This window comes from Rhizobium sp. 10N427 (assembly GCF_056394605.1).
Map to the genome: position 1 here is coordinate 488,219 of NZ_JBFTID010000002.1, position 19,932 is coordinate 508,150.

23 protein-coding genes are annotated in these 19,932 nt (G+C 61.2%); 16 read left to right on the forward strand and 7 right to left on the reverse strand.

Annotated elements, in window-relative coordinates; all coding sequences use genetic code 11:
* Positions 1-30 precede the first annotated feature (30 nt).
* Complete coding sequence (locus AC1DIJ_RS06860; protein ID WP_112386288.1) at positions 31-1,173, forward strand: PQQ-dependent sugar dehydrogenase; 1,143 nt, start codon at positions 31-33, stop codon at positions 1,171-1,173.
* Here the strand turns inward: AC1DIJ_RS06860 and AC1DIJ_RS06865 are convergent.
* Complete coding sequence (locus tag AC1DIJ_RS06865; RefSeq protein ID WP_112386287.1) at positions 1,170-1,589, reverse strand: DUF3052 domain-containing protein; 420 nt, start codon at positions 1,587-1,589, stop codon at positions 1,170-1,172. The genes AC1DIJ_RS06860 and AC1DIJ_RS06865 overlap by 4 nt on opposite strands.
* Before the next feature lie 155 nt (positions 1,590-1,744).
* Between AC1DIJ_RS06865 and AC1DIJ_RS06870 the strand changes: the two genes are divergently transcribed.
* The 3 genes from AC1DIJ_RS06870 (at position 1,745) to AC1DIJ_RS06880 (ending at position 3,927) form a co-directional block, all read left to right on the forward strand.
* Positions 1,745-2,635, forward strand: a complete 891-nt coding sequence (locus tag AC1DIJ_RS06870; RefSeq protein ID WP_112386343.1) for a DMT family transporter — start codon at positions 1,745-1,747, stop codon at positions 2,633-2,635.
* A 482-nt stretch (positions 2,636-3,117) separates the two neighbouring features.
* Complete coding sequence (locus tag AC1DIJ_RS06875; RefSeq protein WP_003581120.1) at positions 3,118-3,333, forward strand: cold-shock protein; 216 nt, start codon at positions 3,118-3,120, stop codon at positions 3,331-3,333.
* Between the two features lie 177 nt (positions 3,334-3,510).
* Complete coding sequence (locus AC1DIJ_RS06880) at positions 3,511-3,927, forward strand: BA14K family protein (RefSeq protein ID WP_112386286.1); 417 nt, start codon at positions 3,511-3,513, stop codon at positions 3,925-3,927.
* Positions 3,928-3,984: 57 nt separating this feature from the next.
* Here the strand turns inward: AC1DIJ_RS06880 and AC1DIJ_RS06885 are convergent, their stop codons facing one another.
* Positions 3,985-4,629, reverse strand: coding sequence for an MBL fold metallo-hydrolase (locus tag AC1DIJ_RS06885; protein ID WP_112386285.1), 645 nt, complete (start codon positions 4,627-4,629; stop codon positions 3,985-3,987).
* Between the two features lie 257 nt (positions 4,630-4,886).
* On the opposite strand from AC1DIJ_RS06885, the gene AC1DIJ_RS06890 reads away from it, so the two are divergent.
* The 5 genes from AC1DIJ_RS06890 (at position 4,887) to AC1DIJ_RS06910 (ending at position 9,078) form a co-directional block, all read left to right on the forward strand.
* Positions 4,887-5,513 (forward strand): DUF1236 domain-containing protein, encoded by a 627-nt coding sequence (locus AC1DIJ_RS06890; RefSeq protein WP_112386342.1) that lies wholly within the window; start codon positions 4,887-4,889, stop codon positions 5,511-5,513.
* A 428-nt stretch (positions 5,514-5,941) separates the two neighbouring features.
* Positions 5,942-6,385: a MarR family winged helix-turn-helix transcriptional regulator gene (locus tag AC1DIJ_RS06895; RefSeq protein WP_112386341.1), complete on the forward strand. Its 444-nt coding sequence runs from the start codon at positions 5,942-5,944 to the stop codon at positions 6,383-6,385.
* Positions 6,386-7,084, forward strand: coding sequence for a response regulator (locus AC1DIJ_RS06900; protein WP_112386284.1), 699 nt, complete (start codon positions 6,386-6,388; stop codon positions 7,082-7,084).
* Positions 7,085-7,112: 28 nt separating this feature from the next.
* Positions 7,113-8,489, forward strand: a complete 1,377-nt coding sequence (locus AC1DIJ_RS06905; RefSeq protein ID WP_112386283.1) for an ATP-binding protein — start codon at positions 7,113-7,115, stop codon at positions 8,487-8,489.
* A 10-nt stretch (positions 8,490-8,499) separates the two neighbouring features.
* Positions 8,500-9,078, forward strand: a complete 579-nt coding sequence (locus AC1DIJ_RS06910) for a DUF1349 domain-containing protein (protein ID WP_112386282.1) — start codon at positions 8,500-8,502, stop codon at positions 9,076-9,078.
* Here AC1DIJ_RS06910 and AC1DIJ_RS06915 read toward each other — a convergent pair whose 3' ends face one another.
* The 4 genes from AC1DIJ_RS06915 to AC1DIJ_RS06930 form a co-directional block, all read right to left on the reverse strand.
* Positions 9,079-9,420, reverse strand: coding sequence for a tRNA-binding protein (locus AC1DIJ_RS06915; protein WP_112386281.1), 342 nt, complete (start codon positions 9,418-9,420; stop codon positions 9,079-9,081). It abuts the gene before it with no gap.
* A 5-nt stretch (positions 9,421-9,425) separates the two neighbouring features.
* A complete protein-coding gene (proC, locus tag AC1DIJ_RS06920) occupies positions 9,426-10,244 on the reverse strand; it encodes a pyrroline-5-carboxylate reductase (protein ID WP_112386280.1) in 819 nt (272 codons plus the stop codon).
* A 6-nt stretch (positions 10,245-10,250) separates the two neighbouring features.
* Positions 10,251-10,751: a type III secretion system chaperone family protein gene (locus AC1DIJ_RS06925; protein WP_112386279.1), complete on the reverse strand. Its 501-nt coding sequence runs from the start codon at positions 10,749-10,751 to the stop codon at positions 10,251-10,253.
* Between the two features lie 394 nt (positions 10,752-11,145).
* Positions 11,146-11,406, reverse strand: a complete 261-nt coding sequence (locus AC1DIJ_RS06930) for an accessory factor UbiK family protein (RefSeq protein WP_112386278.1) — start codon at positions 11,404-11,406, stop codon at positions 11,146-11,148.
* A 193-nt stretch (positions 11,407-11,599) separates the two neighbouring features.
* Here AC1DIJ_RS06930 and lgt point away from each other — a divergent pair, with 193 nt between their 5' ends.
* The 7 genes from lgt (at position 11,600) to AC1DIJ_RS06965 (ending at position 18,211) form a co-directional block, all read left to right on the forward strand.
* Positions 11,600-12,448: a prolipoprotein diacylglyceryl transferase gene (gene lgt, locus AC1DIJ_RS06935; RefSeq protein WP_477831356.1), complete on the forward strand. Its 849-nt coding sequence runs from the start codon at positions 11,600-11,602 to the stop codon at positions 12,446-12,448.
* Between the two features lie 22 nt (positions 12,449-12,470).
* The gene (locus tag AC1DIJ_RS06940; protein WP_112386276.1) at positions 12,471-13,571 is read left to right on the forward strand and encodes a class I SAM-dependent methyltransferase; all 1,101 of its coding nucleotides are present in this window, start codon (positions 12,471-12,473) and stop codon (positions 13,569-13,571) included.
* Between the two features lie 100 nt (positions 13,572-13,671).
* Entirely contained in the window at positions 13,672-14,466 is a 795-nt protein-coding gene (gene pgeF, locus AC1DIJ_RS06945; RefSeq protein ID WP_112386275.1) for a peptidoglycan editing factor PgeF, read from the forward strand.
* A 4-nt stretch (positions 14,467-14,470) separates the two neighbouring features.
* Positions 14,471-15,622, forward strand: a complete 1,152-nt coding sequence (locus tag AC1DIJ_RS06950; protein WP_112386274.1) for a M24 family metallopeptidase — start codon at positions 14,471-14,473, stop codon at positions 15,620-15,622.
* A 98-nt stretch (positions 15,623-15,720) separates the two neighbouring features.
* Positions 15,721-16,548, forward strand: a complete 828-nt coding sequence (locus AC1DIJ_RS06955; RefSeq protein WP_112386273.1) for a hypothetical protein — start codon at positions 15,721-15,723, stop codon at positions 16,546-16,548.
* Positions 16,549-16,653: 105 nt separating this feature from the next.
* Positions 16,654-17,586 (forward strand): ribose-phosphate pyrophosphokinase, encoded by a 933-nt coding sequence (locus AC1DIJ_RS06960; protein ID WP_112386272.1) that lies wholly within the window; start codon positions 16,654-16,656, stop codon positions 17,584-17,586.
* 118 nt (positions 17,587-17,704) lie between these two features.
* On the forward strand, positions 17,705-18,211 hold the full coding sequence (locus AC1DIJ_RS06965; protein WP_477831365.1) for a Kazal-type serine protease inhibitor family protein: 507 nt from the start codon (positions 17,705-17,707) through the stop codon (positions 18,209-18,211).
* A 63-nt stretch (positions 18,212-18,274) separates the two neighbouring features.
* Here the strand turns inward: AC1DIJ_RS06965 and AC1DIJ_RS06970 are convergent, their stop codons facing one another.
* Entirely contained in the window at positions 18,275-19,882 is a 1,608-nt protein-coding gene (locus AC1DIJ_RS06970) for a hypothetical protein (protein WP_477831357.1), read from the reverse strand.
* Positions 19,883-19,932: the final 50 nt, after the last annotated feature.

Sequence of the window (19,932 nt, forward strand, 5' to 3'; positions counted from 1 at the left end):
GCTGGATGGTAAAACGGGGAGATTATCAACATGCTCAAGGGATTGCGCGTCGCTTTGACGGCAGGTGCCGCATTTGCAATGGCTGGCGCTGCATATGCAGCCGACAGGGTGCAGACCAAGGACGTCGCGGTCAGCGTCGATACGCTGGCAACCGGGCTTGATCATCCCTGGGCTGTCGAGGTCATGCCCGATGGCGCTTATCTCGTGACCGAACGTCCCGGCAATATCCGGATCATTCGCGATGGCAAGGTCTCCGAACCGCTTGCCGGCGTGCCCGAGGTCAGCGCCCGCGGCCAGGGCGGCCTGATGGATGTGGCGCTCTCCCCCGATTTCGCCCAAAGCCGCATTTTCTACTTCACCGCCGCAATCGCCAATGCCAGGGGATCAGGCACCGAGGCTTTCGCCGCCAGGCTTTCAGCCGACGAAACCGGGATCCAAGACGTCAAGCCGATCTTCACCATGGCGAAATTCACCGGCGGCAACATCCAGTATGGCTCGCGCATCGCCATCGCCGGGGACGGCAGCCTGTTCATCAGCGTCGGCGACCGCGGCAGCCGCGACCGTTCCCAGGACTTCAAGGATGACGCCGGCTCGATCATCCATGTGAACGCCGATGGCAGCATCCCCGCGGATAATCCCTTCCGCGACGGCGCCAAGGCACGGCCTGAAATCTGGTCGAAGGGTCATCGTAACCCGCAGGGCATCACTTTCGATGCCGCCGACGGCAACCTCTACACCGTCGAGCACGGCGCCCGCGGCGGCGACGAGATCAATCTCATCGCGCCGGCCAAGAATTACGGCTGGCCCGTCATCACCTATGGCGTCGATTATTCGGGCGCCAAGATCGGCGAAGGCACGAACAAGGAAGGACTGGAACAGCCCCTCCACTATTGGGATCCATCCATTGCCCCCGGCGCCATCGCCGTCTATCGCGGCAAGATGTTTCCCGAATGGGATGGCGACATGCTGGTCGCCGCACTGAAATTCCAGCTGCTGTCGCGCATGCAGCGCGATGGCAGCGGCAAGTTCGTTGGCGAGGAGCGCATGTTCGAAGGCAAATACGGCCGCATCCGCGATATCACCGTCGCACCGGATGGAGCATTGCTGATGGTGACGGACGAGAGCGACGGCGCCTTGCTGCGCGTCTCGCGCGCTGCAAACCAGGACGGCTAAGCGCCCCTGAGCTCCCTGCGGACGACGAATTTCAAGCCCGACCATATCTCGTCGATGGCACAGACTTTCACATCGACGAGACCGGTCGGCAGCAGCACCTCGCGCAGCACGTCTTCAGCGATATCGGTCGGCAGCTTCGATGCCTTCTTCGGCCATGATATCCAGATCACCCCGTCAGGCTGCACCAGCTGCCGCAATCGCGGCGCCAATGCTTCCAGCGCTGCACGCCGGGTCTCGAAGATATGGATGTAGTCGAAGCGCGCCTCCTTCTCAGGCGCTACCAGTTCGACCCGGCTGAAATGCGCGAAATCGGCAAGCGCTGGGACGCTTTGAGGCACGCCGATCAGCAGCGCTGCCTGCCCTGCCTTCAGCCCTAGCTTCTTTTCGAGCGGCGTTCCCGAATAGCCGGCGCTCATCGGCTTAGCCGTGCCGGCTGATGGCAAAACGTTCTGCCGTTATGCTCTGTCATGCGGTCACCCTTGAGACCAACCTCTCCGTTTATTCCGGCTTGCTGAAACAAAAGGCAACTGCTAACCACAACTTCATCACTCTCCCCGCATCGAGGAATGCCATGACTCGCGTCCAAGCGAACCTGTTGCTGTTGCTTGCGGCCGCCATCTGGGGCGGCGGGTTTGTCGCGCAATCGACGGCGATGGAAGCCATCGGCCCGTTCTGGTTCATCGGCCTGCGTTTCGCTGTCGCCACCGCCGCCGTCCTGCCTTTCGTCTTTCTCGAAAGCCGCAAGGCGAAGGTAAAAACCAGTAAGCGGCAGCTCGGCATCTATCTTGCGATCGGACTGGCCCTCTTCGGCGGCGCCTCGACCCAGCAGATCGGCTTGCAGACCACATCGGTCACCAATTCGAGCTTTATCACCGGCCTCTACGTCGTCTTCGTCCCGGTCATCGCGGTACTTTTCCTGCGCCGCCCGCCGCACTGGATCATCTGGCCGGCAGCAGCCATGGCGATCGCCGGCATCTTTCTTCTATCGGGCGGCCATCTCTCGGCACTCACGGTCGGAGACGGATTGACGGTCATCTGCGCCGGCTTCTGGGCCATCCAGATCACCCTTGCCGGCATCACCGTCAAGGAGACCGGCCGGCCGCTGGCGCTCTCGGCATCGCAGTTTGCCGTCACCGCGGTCTGCGCCCTCATCGTCGCTGCCATCATCGAGCCGATCAGCCTCGACGCCATCCGCGGCGCAGCACCCGAGATCCTCTATGTCGGTATCTTCTCGTCCGGCGTCGCCTTCGTGCTGCAGGTCATCGGCCAGCGCTACACGACGCCGTCGCAAGCGGCGATCTTCCTGTCTTCGGAAGCGCTGTTCGGCTCGTCGCTGGCCGCCCTCATCCTCGGCGAAACCATTCCGCCTGTCGGCTATATCGGATGCGCGCTGATGTTTACCGCTATGCTTGTGGTGGAAATCGTCCCGGAATTGACCCGCCGCCGCACCCAGCCTGCCTGAAACCGCATCCAGTACGCGCACCCGGCTTGATTCGAAATTTTTTTTCGAATGCTCCGATAACCCGCTAGCGTTGTGTTTTTGGGAAAATCTCCTCACAAAATATATTGCAGACGATACAAAACGTTAATCATGCGCGCGCGGGGAGCGATTTTTTGCGTTTTGGCGCAAATAGGATACCCGGCGGGACTGTGCTTCCGACAACACGTTAAAAAACTTTTGCTTGCCAATTCTCAATAATCGCAGCAATCTCGGGGCGTTCGGGCATTTTGCGAGCATGGGAAGTCCTTAAGAAAGTGCGCGCCGGAAACGCTAATATTCCGGTCAGCCAGTCTCAATAAGATGGGGAATAATCCCACCACGAGACAGGCCGAGGTAGAGGGGACCTTTTTCTCGAAATTCAAGAACTGCCTGCCAACGCTCCGGAAGGGGCTTAATTGATGCTGCCCGTGTGGATGGCGGGCAGAGAGAAAAGGACCTGACGCATGGCCGAGACTGGGACTGTGAAATTCTTCAATACTGACAAGGGCTTCGGCTTCATCAAGCCGGACAGGGGTGGCGCGGACATCTTCGTTCACATCTCTGCCGTTCAGGCTTCCGGCCTGGCCGGTCTGACGGAAAATCAGAAGGTAAGCTTCGACACGGAGCCGGACCGCCGCGGCAAGGGACCGAAGGCCGTCAATCTTCAGATTTCCGGCTAATCCCGAAACAACGCGATCTATTCGAGTGGAAGCCCGGCAGAGATGCCGGGTTTTGTTATTCAGCATCCGTTCAGATAGCCGCCACTATCGTCTCATCCTAACGGCGCAGGAACCCGCTGCCGCTTTGAAGAGTTTATAGACAGCACTTCTCGCTGTCTTGGAAAGTAGGACAAGGTCATGAACAAGATCGCAAAGACACTTATTCTGACGGCTGCCGCCGCCGCTCTCAGCCTTTCCGCTGTCAGCGAAGCCTCCGCCGACAGCTGGCGCCGTCACCACAACAACGACGCCCTCGTTGGCGGTGCTGTGGGCCTCGCAACCGGCCTGATCGTTGGCTCGGCAATCGCCAACTCGAACCAGCCGCGCTATTATTACGACGAGCCGCGCTATGCCGAACCGGTCTACGAGCCGGAATATGACGCGCCGGTCTATCGTGCGCCGCCGCCGCGCTATTACCAGCCGGTCCGCGCTGGCCTTGAGCCCTGGACGCCGCAGTGGCAGCGTTATTGCTCGTACCGTTACCGCAGCTTCGACCCGGGCACCGGCACCTTCATCGGCAACGATGGCCGCGAACATTTCTGCACCGCCGGCTGAGTTCGCAAGCTGTAGCGAATAACGAAGCGCCGCTCATCGAGCGGCGCTTTTGTTTTGTCAGATGCCCTGCAGAAATGGATTGCTGCGCCGCTCGTCGCCGATACGGCTCCCCGGCCCATGACCGCAGATGAAGCCGACGTCATCACCCAGTGGCAGCACCTTCTCGCGAATGGACTGAAGCAGCTGCTCGTGATCGCCGCCCGGAAGATCAGTGCGGCCGATCGAGCCGTTGAACAGCACGTCGCCGAGATGGGCGAAGTTTTGCGCGCGGTTGAAATAGATGACATGCCCGGGCGCATGGCCCGGCGTGTGATAGACCTCAAATTCGTGGCTGCCGAAAGACACCTTGCCGCCATCTTCGAGCCAGCGATCAGGCTCGACATTCTTCAGCCCCGTTATGCCGTATTTCTGCTGCTGCGTTTCGATCCGCTGCAGCAGTGGCAGGTCATCCTTGTGCGGACCGACGATATTGATACCGAGCGCCGCCTTCAGATCCTTCGCTCCTCCGGCATGGTCGAGATGGCCATGCGTCAACCAGATTTCCTTGATCTTGAAGCCGTTCTCCTTGATCACCTCCAGGATCGCCGGAACGTCGCCGCCCGGATCGACGATCACGCCCTCCTTGGTATCGGGGTCGAAAAGAACCGTGCAGTTCTGCTGGAAGGGTGTCACCGGAATGATGCCGGCCTGGAGCATGCCCATGTGTGCCTCTCTTGTTTCAGGCCCTAGCTATAGCCGGAAAGCCGTCCGTTGAAAGCAGCTTTTGCCCAGGCCTCACGCGGCCGCGACAGGCCGTAACAACAGTTTACAGCGCAAGAGCAGGTTAAAAATTCATCGATAATTACATAACATCAATGGCTTAAGGAAATATCGCTCGAAGGTGGAATTAATAGACTGGCCGGTTTTGGAACCGGAAAGTGAACGGTGCGTTTCCAGCCCAGCAAAAAGGAGAAATGGAAATGACCATGACGAGAAACCTTTTCCTGGCAGGCGCCGTGCTTGCCGCAAGCGCTGGCTTTGCCAATGCGGAAATGGCCGCCACGGCCATCAACGATCTCAACGTCCGCGCCGGCCCCGGCCCTCAATACCCATCTGTCGGCATCGCAACCCGCGGTTCTTCTGCCTATCTCGATGGCTGCATCGAAGGTAGCCGCTGGTGCCGCGTCGATGTGAACGGTGTTCGCGGCTGGGTCTATGCCGATTATCTGCAGGTCGAGCGCGAAGGCACGCCTGTCGTCGTACAGCAGAACCAGACAACGCTTGGCGTGCCCGTCGTTACCTATGAAAGCACATCGAGCGTGGTTGCCACAGATCCGCAGCCTGTCGATCCGCAGCCCGGTGACGAACTGATTGGTCCGGTCGGATCGGTCGAGGAAGTCACGCCGCCGGAGATGGTCCGCACCTATATCGACACCAATCCCGGTCAGACTGTAGAGCTTGGCGGTCAGGTGGTCGTCGGTGCCGAGGTGCCCAATGACGTGACCTTCCAGGAGATTCCGGACTATCAGTACCGCTATACGCGGATCAACGACCGGCCCGTCCTGGTTGATCCAGGTACGCGCCGCATCGTCTACGTCTACCAGTAAGACCGGTCAGACGTTCCGCAATGAAACAGAAAAGGCGGCCGCCTGGCCGCCTTTTTGCATTTCTGTGGACAAGTTACTCCGTAAAGGTTGCCGCAGGCGTGAACAGGAGAGTGCAGCCGCAGTTTATCCTCCGGCGCGCGCATGCCATCCCTTGTTGATTGTTGTCCCATTTGCGTTTTATCGACTGACGCCGCCGGCAAAATATGCCTTGTATTGGGAAGCGGAGATCGGCCGGCTTTGAAAGAGGCGGGTCGAGGCCGATACTCTGCAAAGTCCGGGGGAACTGTCGGCAGCATGGATTTGCATCGGATAATGCTGAGTCGTTGTCTGCGCGTATTTCCCGGAACGCATTGGATGAGAAAGGAAATGACGTGCCGGCAAGACAGACAGGCCCGAAAGCAGGCAAGCCTGAACCGTTGGCCACGCCGATGGAAAATACCGGCATCATCGACTTCGAGATCATCGAGCTGTTCTTCTTCGCCTACCGCGATTTCGTCTCCGATCCGGACGCGATCCTCGAAACCAGCGGCTTCGGCCGGGCGCATCACCGGGTGGTACACTTTGTTAACCGTGAACCCGGCATGACCGTTGCCGATCTTCTGGATACATTGAAGATTACCAAGCAGAGCCTCGCTCGAGTGCTCAAACAGCTGATCGATTCTGGATACATCAGGCAAGTCGCAGGCCCGGAAGACCGGCGCCAGCGCAAACTCTATCCGACAAAGACGGGGCGCGAACTGGCGCTTGCTCTGGCGGAGCCGCAATCGCGCCGCATTGAGAGGGCATTCGACAATGCTTCTCTTGAGACGCGCGAGAGCGTGAAGGCATTTCTGAGGGGCATGCGGGACAGGCAAACATCGAAAGCGGACTGAATGACGGGAAAGACAATCATTTCAGATGATGCGGCGCATTTGCTTGTCGTCGACGACGACACACGCATCCGGGCGCTGTTGAACCGTTACCTGACCGAGAACGGCTTCAGGGTAACCGTGGCGGCAGATGGCGCCGAGGCGCAGCGCAAGCTTGCCGGCCTCGACTTCGACCTGATCATCATGGACGTGATGATGCCGGGAGAGTCGGGCATCGACGTCACTCGCGGATTGCGGGCGATCAAAAACGTTCCGATCATCATGCTGACAGCGCTGGCAGAGTCGGACAATCGCATCGCCGGGCTTGAAGCCGGCGCCGACGATTATTTGTCGAAACCTTTCGATCCGCGCGAGCTGGTGCTGCGCGTCAATAACATCCTTCGCCGCAACGCATCGGATGCCCCGAAGATCGAGCAGATCATGTTCGGCCCCTACACCTTCTCGCTGACTCGCAAGGAGCTGAAGAAGGCGGCCGAAGTCATCCGCCTGACCGATCGCGAGCAGGAAATCATGCTGCTCTTCGCCAAGCGCGCCGGCGACACCATTCCGCGCCATGAGCTGATCGGCGACGATGTCGAGGTTGGAGAACGTACCATCGACGTGCAGATCAACCGTCTGCGCCGCAAGATCGAGGACGATCCGGCGAACCCTGTCTGGCTGCAGACGGTTCGTGGTATAGGATACAGGCTGAGTATCGATTGAAGCTCCGGACGTCAGGATCGCAACTGAGATGGTGACTTTCGAAAGCCTGCGGCGCGAAGAGCGCTTGCCCGCCACCGGCTGGAAGTGGTTCGCGCGCTTTCTGCGCCGCCGCCTCCCCACGGGCATCTACGTCCGCTCGTTGCTGATCATCATCATGCCGATGCTGCTCTTGCAGTCGGTGGTCGCCGCCGTATTCATGGAACGCCACTGGCAGATGGTGACACAGCGCCTGTCGATGGCCGTCACCCAGGATATCGCCGCGATCATCCAGATCATCGATACCTATCCGCAGGACGCCGACTATACCGCGATCACGCGGATCGCCCGCGAGCAGATGAAGCTGCAGATTTCGGTCGAGCCTGATGGCGATCTGCCCCCGCCGCGCGAAAAACCGTTCTTCTCGATCCTTGACGGCATCCTGTCCGATGAGCTCACCGACCAGATCAAACGGCCCTTTTGGCTCGATACGCTCGGCGATTCCAATCTCGTCGAAATCCGCATCAAGCTGGACGGCAAGATCCTGCGGGTTCTGACCAAGCGCAATCAGACCTACGCCTCGAACACTCACATCTTCATCGTCTGGATGGTCGGCGCCTCCCTGGTGCTGATCGGCGTCTCCATCCTCTTCCTACGCGGCCAGATCCGGCCGATCCAGGCGTTAGCCGCCGCCGCGGAAAGCTTCGGCAAGGGCCAGAAGGCCGAGAACTTCTATCCGCGCGGCGCCGACGAGGTCCGCCGCGCCGGCCTTGCCTTCATCCTGATGCGCGAGCGCATAGAGCGGCAGATGGAGCAGCGCACCGCCATGCTGACGGGCGTCAGCCACGACCTGCGCACCATCCTCACCCGCTTCAAGCTGCAGCTGGCGCTCGCTGGCAACAATCCCGACCTGCAGGGCATGGCCGACGACGTCAACGACATGCAGTCGATGCTCGAGGCCTATATGGCTTTCGCCCGCACGGAGGTGGAGGAAGATGTCGGCGAGCTGAAGCTCAGCGAGATCATGGAACGGATCGAGGCCGACTTCTCGCTCCACGAAAAGGCCCTCACCTATTCCATCGAAGGCGACGACGAGATTTCCGTCCGCCCCAACGCCTTCACCCGGTTGGTCATGAACCTCGCCTCGAATGCACGCCGCTACGCCAGCTCCTTGAATATCGAGGCCAAGCACAGCGCCAAGTGGCTGACGCTGACCTTCGACGACGACGGCCCCGGCATTCCCGAGAAGAACCGCGAAGACGTCTTCAAGCCGTTCTTCCGCCTCGACGAAGCCCGCAACCTCGACGATTCAGGCACCGGCCTCGGCCTCGCCATCGCCCGCGACATCGCCCGCAGTCACGGCGGCAACGTGACGCTCGGTGACAGCCCGTTGGGTGGCCTGCGCGCCATCATCCGCGTTCCCGCGTGAGTGCCCCACAATGACCGCTTTCAACCAGATGACCTGGCTCAACCCACCTGTTTCAGCGGATGTCCGCGACGACGCGCTGCAGGTGCGCTCCGGCGAGAAGACAGATTTCTGGCAAGGCACCTATTACGGGTTCCGCCGGGACGACGGGCATTTCCTGCATCAGCAGCGCAAGGGCGATTTCACCGCCGAGGTGAGCTTCTCCGGCCGCTACGAGGCGCTTTATGACCAGGCGGGACTGATGATCCGCGCCGATGAGAAGCGCTGGATGAAATGCGGGATCGAATATACCGACGGCGCCATGCATTTCAGCACCGTCGTCACCAATACTCATTCCGACTGGTCCGCCTTCCGCATCGACCATGCCTTCGACGTGATGTCTGTCCGCGTCACCCGCAACGGCGACGCGCTGTTCATTCAGTATCGCACGGATGTCATGACCGAATGGCGCATGGCGCGCCTTGCCTGGTTCGACCCATCGATAGAAGAACTGCAGGTCGGCCCCGCCTTCTGCTCACCGCAACGCGGCGGCTTCGAAGCAACATTCCATTCCTTCACGCTGACCGACCCGGTCTCGCGCGATATCCATTGATTACATCAGCTTCTTACCGTTCGGCACCGGCTTGTCCGTTGCCGCGAGCACGATCGCGCCCGCTTCGTCTTCAAAGCCGAGCGTCAGCACTTCCGAGCGGAACGGGCCGATCTGGCGTGGCGGGAAGTTGACGACGCCGAGGACCTGGCGGCCGACGAGGTTGTCGAGATTGTAGTGCACGGTGATCTGTGCCGAAGACTTCTTGACGCCGATCTCGGGGCCGAAATCGATCAGCAGCTTGATCGCCGGCTTGCGCGCCTCGGGAAATGGCGAGGCTTCGATGACGGTGCCGACACGGATATCGACGCGTTCGAAATCGGCATAGGTGATCTCGTCAGCCATTTCGGTCAGCCTGCCAGTTCCTGCGCACGCGTGCGCGCCGCCTCGAGAGCTTCGTCGAACAGCGGCTGCATCCCCTTCTCCGCCATCAGCACGGCAAGAGCCGCGGCAGTGGTGCCGCCTGGAGACGTAACATTCTGGCGAAGTTTGGAAGCGTCGTCGGGGGACTGGTGGAGAAGTTCACCAGCCCCCGCGACCGTTTCCCGTGCAAGACGCATGGCCAGGTCCGCCTGCAGGCCAAGTTTACGGCCTGCCTCAGCCATGCACTCGACGAGATAAAACACGTAAGCAGGGCCGCTGCCCGACAAGGCCGTAACGGAATCGATGTCGGACTCGGCCGGAACCCACTCAACTGGACCGGATACGCGAAGAAGAGAATGAACACGGTCGCGCTGATCGGCGCCGACCTTGGAATTGGCGAAGGCGCCGGTGACGCCGCGGCCGACCATGGCGGGCGTATTCGGCATGGCGCGAACCATGGCCGCTTCGCCGAGATGCTTTTCCAGGAAGCCGAGCGTCTTGCCAGCAGCGACCGAAACCACGACCGTGTTCGGCCCGACCGTCTTCTTCACTGGCGGCAGAACCGCTTCCATCACCTGCGGCTTGACCGCGATGAACAGGACGCCGGCCTTCAGACCATCCGGAGCCGCCGTCACATGCCTGGCGCCCGCATCTTCGATCGTCTTCATCATCGCCGGCGACGGGCCGGGATCGACGACGACCACGGACGAACCGGGCACGCCGTTCTTCAGCCAGCCGGAGAGCATCGCGCCCCCCATATTGCCGGCGCCGATGAGAACGATGGGATCAGAAGACAGGCTGGACATGAGGAATTACGCTTCACCGACGGTTTCGAAAAGAACGGCTTCCATCGCCTTGGCGGCATCGAGGCCGGACCAGATGACGAACTGGAATGCCTGATAATAGACTTCGCAGGTATCAAGCGCGCTGGAAAGCAGCACTTCGACCTGACGGTTCGTCGGCTCCGCGCCACCGGCCAGCAGCAGCGACTGACGGAAGATGATGACATCTTCCTGGCGCCACAGGTCGAAATGGCCCATCAGCACCTGGCCATTGATGGCAGCCAGCAGCTTGGTGACTTCGTTGACCCGATTTTCCGGCACCTTGATATCGAAGGCGCAACCGAGATGAAGGGCTTCGAACTCCTCCATCCAGGAAAAGGAGATGTGGTAATCGGCCCACTTCCCCTCGACCGTCATCGCGATCTCGTCCTCGCCTGACCGTTCAAATGCCCAGTCATTATTGGCGGCGACGTACTCGATCATATCGACCGGGTTCGACTGACGCTCGAATTCCATTTCCATCAGGCTCATGCAGCACCTTCTTGACCGGGAATGAATGCGACTGACTTGGGTCTACAAAACACAAGCAAAGCACACGCAAATACCGGAACACCATTTCGATGACCCTTGAACCGCAACCCAGACTTAACGCAGGAAACCTGCCTGGAGCTTACCGCCGTCCGGTTCGAATCATCATTTAAAATCAGTGTATAATCAGACCGGCGACAAGCCAGCCCCCGACCGGGCTATTTCCCGAAAGGTACTGTGGACAGCTTCTCGAAATCAGATTCAGGAGGGGGAGATAAGCGACTCTGCCCATTGGCTTTTTTGGCAGTGTCCACAGGTGGATAAACCCACCCGATTTTCTGTCTGAGATGCGGCGTGTCGCAAAAGCGCCACACCACATCTTGTAGCAAAACGGGAATTATTTCTTCTTTGCGGCGAGTTGCGCCTCAAGCGCTGCGACTCGTGCCAGCAGCGCATCGTTTTCGTCGCGCGCCTTAATGGCCATCTCGCGCACGGCTTCGAATTCCTCGCGCTTGACGACGTCCATGCTGTTCAGCCAGCGCTCGGCCTGAGCGCTGAAGGCCGTCTCGACCTCCTTGCGCACGCCCTGGGCGGCGCCGGCTGCGTCGGTCATCAACTTTGCGAATTCGTCCATGATGCGGTTTGTTCCAGTCGTCATGGCAGTCTTCTCCTTCGCACGACAAGTTTCCTCAGGCCTGTAGCCTCTGAAAATGGAGGTAGGGCTTCGCCGTTAAGGATGCAAGCGCTTTGCTCTGGATAAGAGCCCGCCTCGCCCTGCGCTGCCTCACAATCGACTTGACCGCCTCGTATCGCAACGCCATGTTCCGCGCACATCAACGGGTGGGAAAGCTTTGCCGACTGCAGCCAATCTTATGGCAATCATGCCGTTTCCGGATATCGATCCGATCGCCTTCTCGATCGGCCCGCTCGCCATCCACTGGTATGGCCTGGCCTATGTCGTCGGCATCATGCTCGGCTGGTCTTACGCGCGGCGCATCGCCGGCAATGACAGCCTGTGGCCGGGCAATGCTTCGCCGGTCACCAAGGCGCAGCTCGACGATTTCGTCGTCTGGGCCGCCCTCGGCATCGTTCTCGGCGGACGCATCGGCTACATCCTCTTTTATGACATGCCTGCGGTGATCGAGAGCCCGATCCGCGCCATCCAGATCTGGAACGGCGGCATGTCCTTCCATGGCGGCATCATCGGCACGACGATCGCCATGATCCTGTTTGCCCGCAAGAACAGCATCCCGATCTGGAACCTGTTCGACATCGTCGCCGGTGTCGTCCCGATCGGCCTGTTCTTCGGTCGCATCGCCAATTTCATCAACGGCGAGCTCTGGGGCCGCCTTGCAGATGTTCCCTGGGCCGTCGTCTTCCCCAGCGGTGGTCCCTTTGCCCGCCATCCGAGCCAGCTCTATGAAGCGGGCCTTGAGGGCATCGTTCTTCTCTCCGTTCTGGCGCTTCTGATCTACGGCTTCCGCGCCCTTAAATCGCCGGGCCTCATTTCCGGCGTCTTCGTCTGCGGCTATGCGCTGTCGCGTATCTTCGTGGAATTCTTCCGCGAGCCGGATGCGCAGCTTGGCTACCTGCTCGGCACCGGCTGGCTGACCATGGGGATGGTGCTGTCCTTCCCGATGATCCTGCTTGGCCTCTGGGCGATCATGCGCGCCCGCCGCCAGGTCGCGCTGCAGAACTGAACGCAGACCGGACGTGACCACCATGACCACCGCACTCGGTGAAAAGATCAAGGCGATCATCCAGGCGAACGGCCCGATCAGCGTGACCGATTACTTCTCGCTGTGCCTCGCTGACCCCGAACACGGCTACTACCGTGTCCGCGAACCCTTCGGCCGTTCCGGCGATTTTGTCACCGCCCCGGAGGTCAGCCAGCTCTTCGGCGAGATGATCGGCGTGTTCATCGTTCACGCCTGGCAGCAGCACGGCACGCCGGCAGGTGTCCGCCTCGTCGAGATCGGCCCCGGCCGCGGCACCATGATGGCCGACATGCTGCGCGTCATCGCCCGTCTCGCCCCACCGCTCTTCGAAAACATGACCGTGCATCTGGTCGAGACCAGCGAGCGGCTGCGCGACGTCCAGAGCCAGACGCTCGAGGCTCATGATGGCAAGATCACCTGGCACAATGATTTCGACGAAGTCCCTGACGGATTCACGCTGATTGCTGCCAACGAACTCTTCGACGCCATCCCGATCCGCCAGTTCGTCAAGACACCGACCGGTTTCCGTGAACGCATGGTCGGCCTCGACGCAGAGGGTGAGCTGACATTTGCCGCCGGTGTTGCCGGTATCGATCCGGCGCTGCTGCCGGAGGGCGCGCAGACCATGCCTGCAGGCACGCTGTTCGAATTCTCGCCGGCCCGTCAATCGGTGATGATCGCCATCTGCGAGCGCCTCAAGGCTTTCGGCGGTACCGCGCTCGCCATCGACTACGGCCACCTCGTCAGCGGCTTCGGCGATACGCTGCAGGCAGTGCGGATGCACGAATTCGACCCGCCGCTCGCCAATCCCGGCGAAGCCGATCTGACCAGCCATGTGGATTTCGAACATCTGGCCAGAACCGCCGTTGCGGCGGGACTGCATCTGAACGGTGCGCTGCATCAGGGCGACCTCCTCGTCGGCCTCGGCATTCTCGATCGTGCCAGCGCTCTTGGGCGCGACCGCGAGCCGCGGACCCAGCAGATCATCCAGAGCGCCGTCGACCGACTGGCAGGTTCGGGTGAGGGCCGCATGGGCGAGCTTTTCAAGGCGATGGCGGTCTCCTATCCGGCCGTCGATCTCATGCCTTTCCGCCCGGTGAATTGACAGAGCGCGCCGCCCTGCGCCAACATCCGGCGCAATCGACAATGCTTCACCGGACGATCCGGTGAACAATGACCCCGTTCTAAACATCCCGGAATCGCTGATGCAAAACGCGGCTTCACCCGCACCGATCGAAAGCGCGCTGCTGAAACAGGCGGCGAACGACGCGATCATTCATGGCTACTTCACCCGCCAAGGCGGCGTCTCCGAAGGTCTTTACCGCGGCCTCAATGTCGGCCTCGGATCGAACGACGACCGCGACCATGTCAACGAGAACCGCCGCCGCGTCGCCGCCTGGTTCGGCCAGCCGCTGGAGAAGCTGGCCACAGTCCACCAGGTCCATTCGCCCGACGCCGTGACCGTCGATGGAAATTACGATGGCGACCGCCCGCAGGCCGACGCGCTGGTGACGGCCACGCCCGGCATCGTCCTCGGCGTGCTGGCCGCCGATTGCGGCCCCATCCTGCTTGCCGATCCCGAAAACCGCGTTATCGGCGCAGCCCATGCCGGCTGGAAGGGTGCGCTGACCGGCGTGCTCGAAAACACGATCATTGCCATGGAGAAACTCGGCGCCCGGCGCGAGGCGATCGTCGCCTGCCTCGGACCATCGATCAGTCAGGCAAGCTATGAAGTCGGTCCGGAATTCGTCGATCGCTTTGTCACGCAGGACCCTGCTTACGCGCAATATTTCATTCCGTCGGCAAAACCCGGTCATTCGATGTTTGACCTGCCGGCCTTGACGGTCGGCCGGTTGACGAAGGCCGGTGTGCGCGCCGAAAGCATCGGGCTCTGCACCTATCCGGACAGCGAGCGCTTCTTCTCGTACCGCCGCACCACCCATAACAACGAGCCGGATTACGGCCGCCAGATTTCAGCGATCAGCATCAGGGAGATTTGAGACAATGGCACTGCACTTCGAACGGAGCGAATTCGCCAGCCGCCTTGCCCGCGTCACCGAGCAGATGCGCGAGGAAAAGCTCGACGCTCTGCTGATCTTCGCCCAGGAAAGCATGTACTGGCTGACCGGCTATGACACCTTCGGCTACTGCTTCTTCCAGACATTGGTGGTCAAGGCGGATGGCACGATGGCGCTGATCACCCGCTCGGCAGACCTTCGCCAGGCCAAGCACACCTCCATCCTTGAGGACGTCCATGTCTGGGTCGATCGCGTCAACGCCGATCCGACCGTCGATCTCAAGAACCTGCTCGTCGAAATGGATCTGCTCGGCGCCCGCATCGGCATCGAATACGATACCCATGGGATGACCGGCCGGGTCGCCCGCCTGCTCGATGCCCAGCTTTCGAGCTTCGGCCAGATCAGCGATGCCTCCTATCTCGTCAGCCGCCTGCGCCTGATCAAGAGCGCCGCAGAAGTCGCCTATGTCGAGCGCGCCGCAGCCCTCGCCGACGATGCGCTGGATCAGGCGATCCGGCTCACCAAGGCCGGCGCCGACGAAGCCGACATTCTCGCCGCCATGCAGGGCGCCGTCTTCAGCGGCGGCGGCGACTATCCGGCCAACGAATATATCATCGGCTCCGGCGCCGACGCCCTGCTCTGCCGCTACAAGGCCGGCCGCCGCAAGCTCGATGCCAATGACCAGCTGACGATCGAATGGGCCGGCACCTACGCGCATTACCATGTGGCGATGATGCGCACGATCGTCGTCGGCGAACCGACGCACCGTCACCGCGAGCTGTTCAGCGCCTGCCTCGAAAACCTGCAGGCGATCGAAACCGTGCTGACGCCCGGCCATACCTTCGGCGACGTGTTCGACATGCATGCCAAGATCATGGACGAGCGCGGCCTTGCCCGCCACCGCCTGAACGCCTGCGGCTATTCGCTCGGCGCCCGCTTCTCGCCGTCCTGGATGGAGCACCAGATGTTCCATGTCGGCAATCCGCAGCCGATCGAGCCCAACATGTCGCTCTTCGTCCACATGATCATCGCCGATTCCGACAGCGGAACTGCCATGACGCTCGGCCAGACCTATCTGACGACATCGGGTGCACCGCGGGCGCTTTCGCGCCACGGACTGGATTTCCTCGGCGCCTGAGAGACTTCACCGGCAAGAATCCGGAATTGACACAAGACCATCCCCGCCCGCATAAACTGGGCGGGGCTGATGCGAATGACGGAAGGAAAGCTGGAAGGATGACGCGATCGCTGACTGCGCCAGCACTTCTTGCATGCCTCGCCAGCCTGCTCGCCGCCTGCAATACGACCGACGCGATGACGCCGCTCGTCGATATCGGCGATTCCTCCACGGCGCCGCGCTCCTCGCCGGTGACCCAGCGCGAAGTCGAGCGTATGGCCGGGTCGCAATCCCGCCAGGCCTTCGCCGCCGAGCCACAGGAAGGCTATCACCCCGCCTATAATCAAGCCTACCGCCCCGGCCCCGGCGCACCGCCGACATCCATGCAGGCACAGGCCGACGCCCTTTCGGCGCAGGCGCCGCAAAGCTATCGCGCGCCCGAGGCCGTCGAGAGCGAGCCGCTATCCAACGCCGAAGCCGAAGAGCAGGATATGGGCGACCAGGCGCCGCCGCCGCGCCGGCAGCGTCAGGAGACGCAACAGGTGGCCGCCATCGATCCGGTGGAGTCGGGCTCGACCAGGGGCAACACCGTGCGCTTCTTGCCGATCATCGGCGCGCCCGTTCAGGCCGTCACGCCCCTCTCGCGCCAGCTCGGCTCGGAAGCCCGCTCGCACGGCCTAGCGATCAAGAGTTCCACCGATAACAGCAGCGACTACATCCTGAAGGGCTATCTCTCGGCCTTCACCGATGAAGGCAATGTCACCGTCACCTATGTCTGGGACGTTCTCGACAGCAGCGGCGGCCGCCTGCACCGCATTCAAGGCGAAGAGAAGGTCCCCTCCGCCGCTCAGGACCCTTGGGCCGGCGTCCCCGCCTCGGTCATGCAGCAGATCGGCACCAAAACCATCGCCGAATTCAACGTCTGGCGCCAATCTCAGGGCGGTTAGCAACAGGGTTTTGATAAATATCAAGCCCTGTGTCGCCTTTGCGCTTGCATTCAGAAGCAAGCTGGCTAAAAAGCGCGGCTATCAGCAGACAATAGGCGGGCCAAAATGAAGGTTTTCGCAGGCAATTCGAACCGGCATCTCGCCGAAGCGATCTGCACCTATCTCAATGTGTCCTTGGGCAAGGCCAGCGTCAGAAGATTTGCCGACCAGGAAATCTTCGTCGAAGTTCAGGAAAATGTGCGCGGCGAGGACGTGTTCCTCGTTCAGTCGACATCGTTCCCGACCAACGACCATCTGATGGAATTGCTGATCATGATCGATGCGATGCGCCGCTCGTCGGCCCGCCGCATCACGGCAGTTCTTCCCTATTTCGGCTATGCCCGCCAGGATCGCCGCGCCTCGGGGCGCACGCCGATCTCGGCCAAGCTGGTCGCCAACCTGATCACCGAAGCCGGTGCCGACCGCGTTCTGACGCTCGACCTGCATGCCGGCCAGATCCAGGGCTTCTTCGATATCCCGACCGACAACCTCTATGCGGTGCCGGTTCTGACGCGCGACATAAAGGCTCATTACGACACCAGCAACATCACCGTTGTTTCGCCTGACGTTGGCGGCGTGGTGCGCGCCCGCGCGCTTGCCAAACGCCTCGACTGTCTGCTGGCGATCGTGGACAAGCGCCGCGACCGCCCGGGTGAATCCGAAGTCATGAACATCATCGGCGAAGTCGAAGGCAAGGACTGCATCCTGATCGACGACATCGTCGATTCCGGCGGCACGCTCTGCAATGCTGCCGATGCGCTGCTCGCCCAGGGCGCAGCCAGCGTCACGGCCTATATCACCCACGGCGTTCTCTCCGGCGGCGCGGTCACCCGCATCACCTCGTCGAAGCTGCGCGAACTTGTGATCACCGACACCATCCAGCCAACCACGGCTGTGCAGTCGGCCCACAATATCCGCGTCATCACGACCGCCAATCTGATCGGCGAAGCCATCAACCGCACCAGCCAGGAAGAGTCCGTCTCCAGTCTCTTCGATTGACGGTTCCATCCCTGCCCCGTTCGGAGCGGCGAAGTTGCATTTGCCGCTTCATCACGTTGACCGTTTCAACTAGGCTTCCCCTGTGATTTGTTTGCACGGGGGAGCAATTGTGACGAACATCCGAAACCAACTGAAAACCGGCAGGCGGCTGGCGCTGATAGCGCTTATTCCGCTGCTGTCGGCCTGCACCGTCGACGTCGATCCCGGCTACTCGCGGCCACCGCCGCGTCCCCGGCCGCCGCAGCCGCAGATGTGCACGATGGAATATGCCCCGGTCTGCGGCGAGCGCGGCGGGCGCACGCAAACATTCAGCAATTCCTGCCAGGCGCGCAGCAGCGGCTTCATGATCGTTGGACGCGGCGAATGCCGCGGCGGGCCGCCACCCTTCCCGCGTCCGGAACCAGACCGTCCCGGCCGCCCGGACTGGCCGGATGGCCCAGGCAGGCCCGACCGGCCTGAAAGACCGGATAGACCCGACCGCCCGGGCCGCCCCGATGGCATCTGCACCCGCGAATACCGCCCGGTCTGCGGCGAACGCGGCCGCCAGACGCAAACCTTCCCAAACGCCTGCGAAGCCGGCAATGCGGGCTTCCGCATCATCAGCGGTGGAGAGTGCCGCCAGTAGGCCGCGCGTCTCTACTATCCAGCCGAACGAAAAAGGCCCGCTTCGCAGCGGGCCTTTTTTAAATCAGGGCTTGGTCTCTTCGGACGGCGTAGCATCATCCGAGGGCGCCGCATCGTCAGACGGAGCGGTCTCATCCGGAGTAGCCTCGTCTGAAGGAGCGGCCTCATCCGAAGGATCCGCCTCGTCGGAGGGAGCAGCTTCTTCAGTGGCCGGTGCATCCGGACCCTTGATCTGCTGGCCATTGACGCTGACCGAGCCGTCGCTTGCTACAGCCACATCCCAGCGCTGCGCGCCATCAGGATCAGCCTTGGCAAAGCCCTTGATCATCATCAGGCCGAAGGATGCCTGGGTCAGGTCTGGATTGGTCTTTGCCAGTTCCTGGATGGCGGCGATCGTCTTGTCGTAGTCGCGCGCCACGATCGAAGCATTCAGCTTGTAATCTTTCTGCGTATCGACCCGGCCTTCCAGCTCGCCGGAAACCTCGACGTCATAGACGCTGGACTTGGCGCTGACCTTCGGAAAATCGACCTTCAGAATACCGCCTGGGAAAAGCTTCTCGGCAGCCTGCTGCCCGGCCTTCTCGCTGTCGTCGGTGGACTTGGTGAAGTCCATCTTCATGAACTCGTCCGCGAAGGCCGCGAAATCCATGCCGGGAACGCCGAACTGGATATCGAGCGCCTGCGGCAGGAAAGCGGTGTAACCGGCAGGAACGAAGGCGCTGTCGAGTGTCACGTCGGCAGCATCCATCGCGACGCCGATACGCGTCGCATTGCTCGGACCATCGACGGTGAAGTGATAGCCGAAGGACTTGGCGCCGCCGCTGCCAACCGCACTGGTGACGGCGAGGTTGTTGAGCTTGATGGTTTCCTCAAGCGAGCTGAGCAGCGGGAAAGCATTGCCGAGCATGCCCTTCAGCTTCGCCTCGCTCTCTTTGGTCAGCTGCTTCTCATCGGCATGATCGAGCACGAAAAGGACCATCTCCTTGATGTCCTTGGCGGCGATGCCGTTGACCTTGGCATCGAAATCCAGGCTATCGGCAGAGATCTGGATCGGCGGCATTTCCTTGCCGCTGACCTGCTCGGCAAAGGCGCTGAACTTGCCGTTGGCTGCAAAATCCAGACGTCCGGCCGTGGCGCTGTCTGCCGAGCTCAGCTTGTAGACCATGTCCCCGAAGCTGGCATTGACGGATTCCGTATCGGTCGTGGAGCTGATCTTCAGGTCCTTGGCGCTGAAATCACCCGAGCGCAGATAGCTGATCGCGGGGTCGAAGACCGAGGTAAAATCCATCTGAGCGATCGAGTAAGTGAAGTCCGTGCGCGCCTTGTCCGGTCCGCCGAAATGGCCGGTCACGTTCAGGTTGTTGTTGCCTTCGAGGTTCCACAGCCCGCTATCCTGCGGTGACGCGAACATCTTGAACGGCACGAGACCCTTGATCTCGAAATCCTGCTTCTTGACCTTCTCCAGGAGCTTGGCGAAATCATAGGTGATCTCGTAGCGCGAGCCTGCCGGCTTCACGGTGACCGGCTGGCTCTTGGCGATGTCCTTCGGCAGCAGGTGATTGAGATTGTCACGGATGGCGTTCGCACCGTCCTGACTGATGTCAGCGGCGGACGCTCCCGTGGCCAAAGCCAGAACAATGGCGCTCGTCGCCGTGATAAGCCTGTGACGCATCTCGATAATTCTCCCTTGGGGCATGAAGGCGCGCATGTGAGATTGCCAGA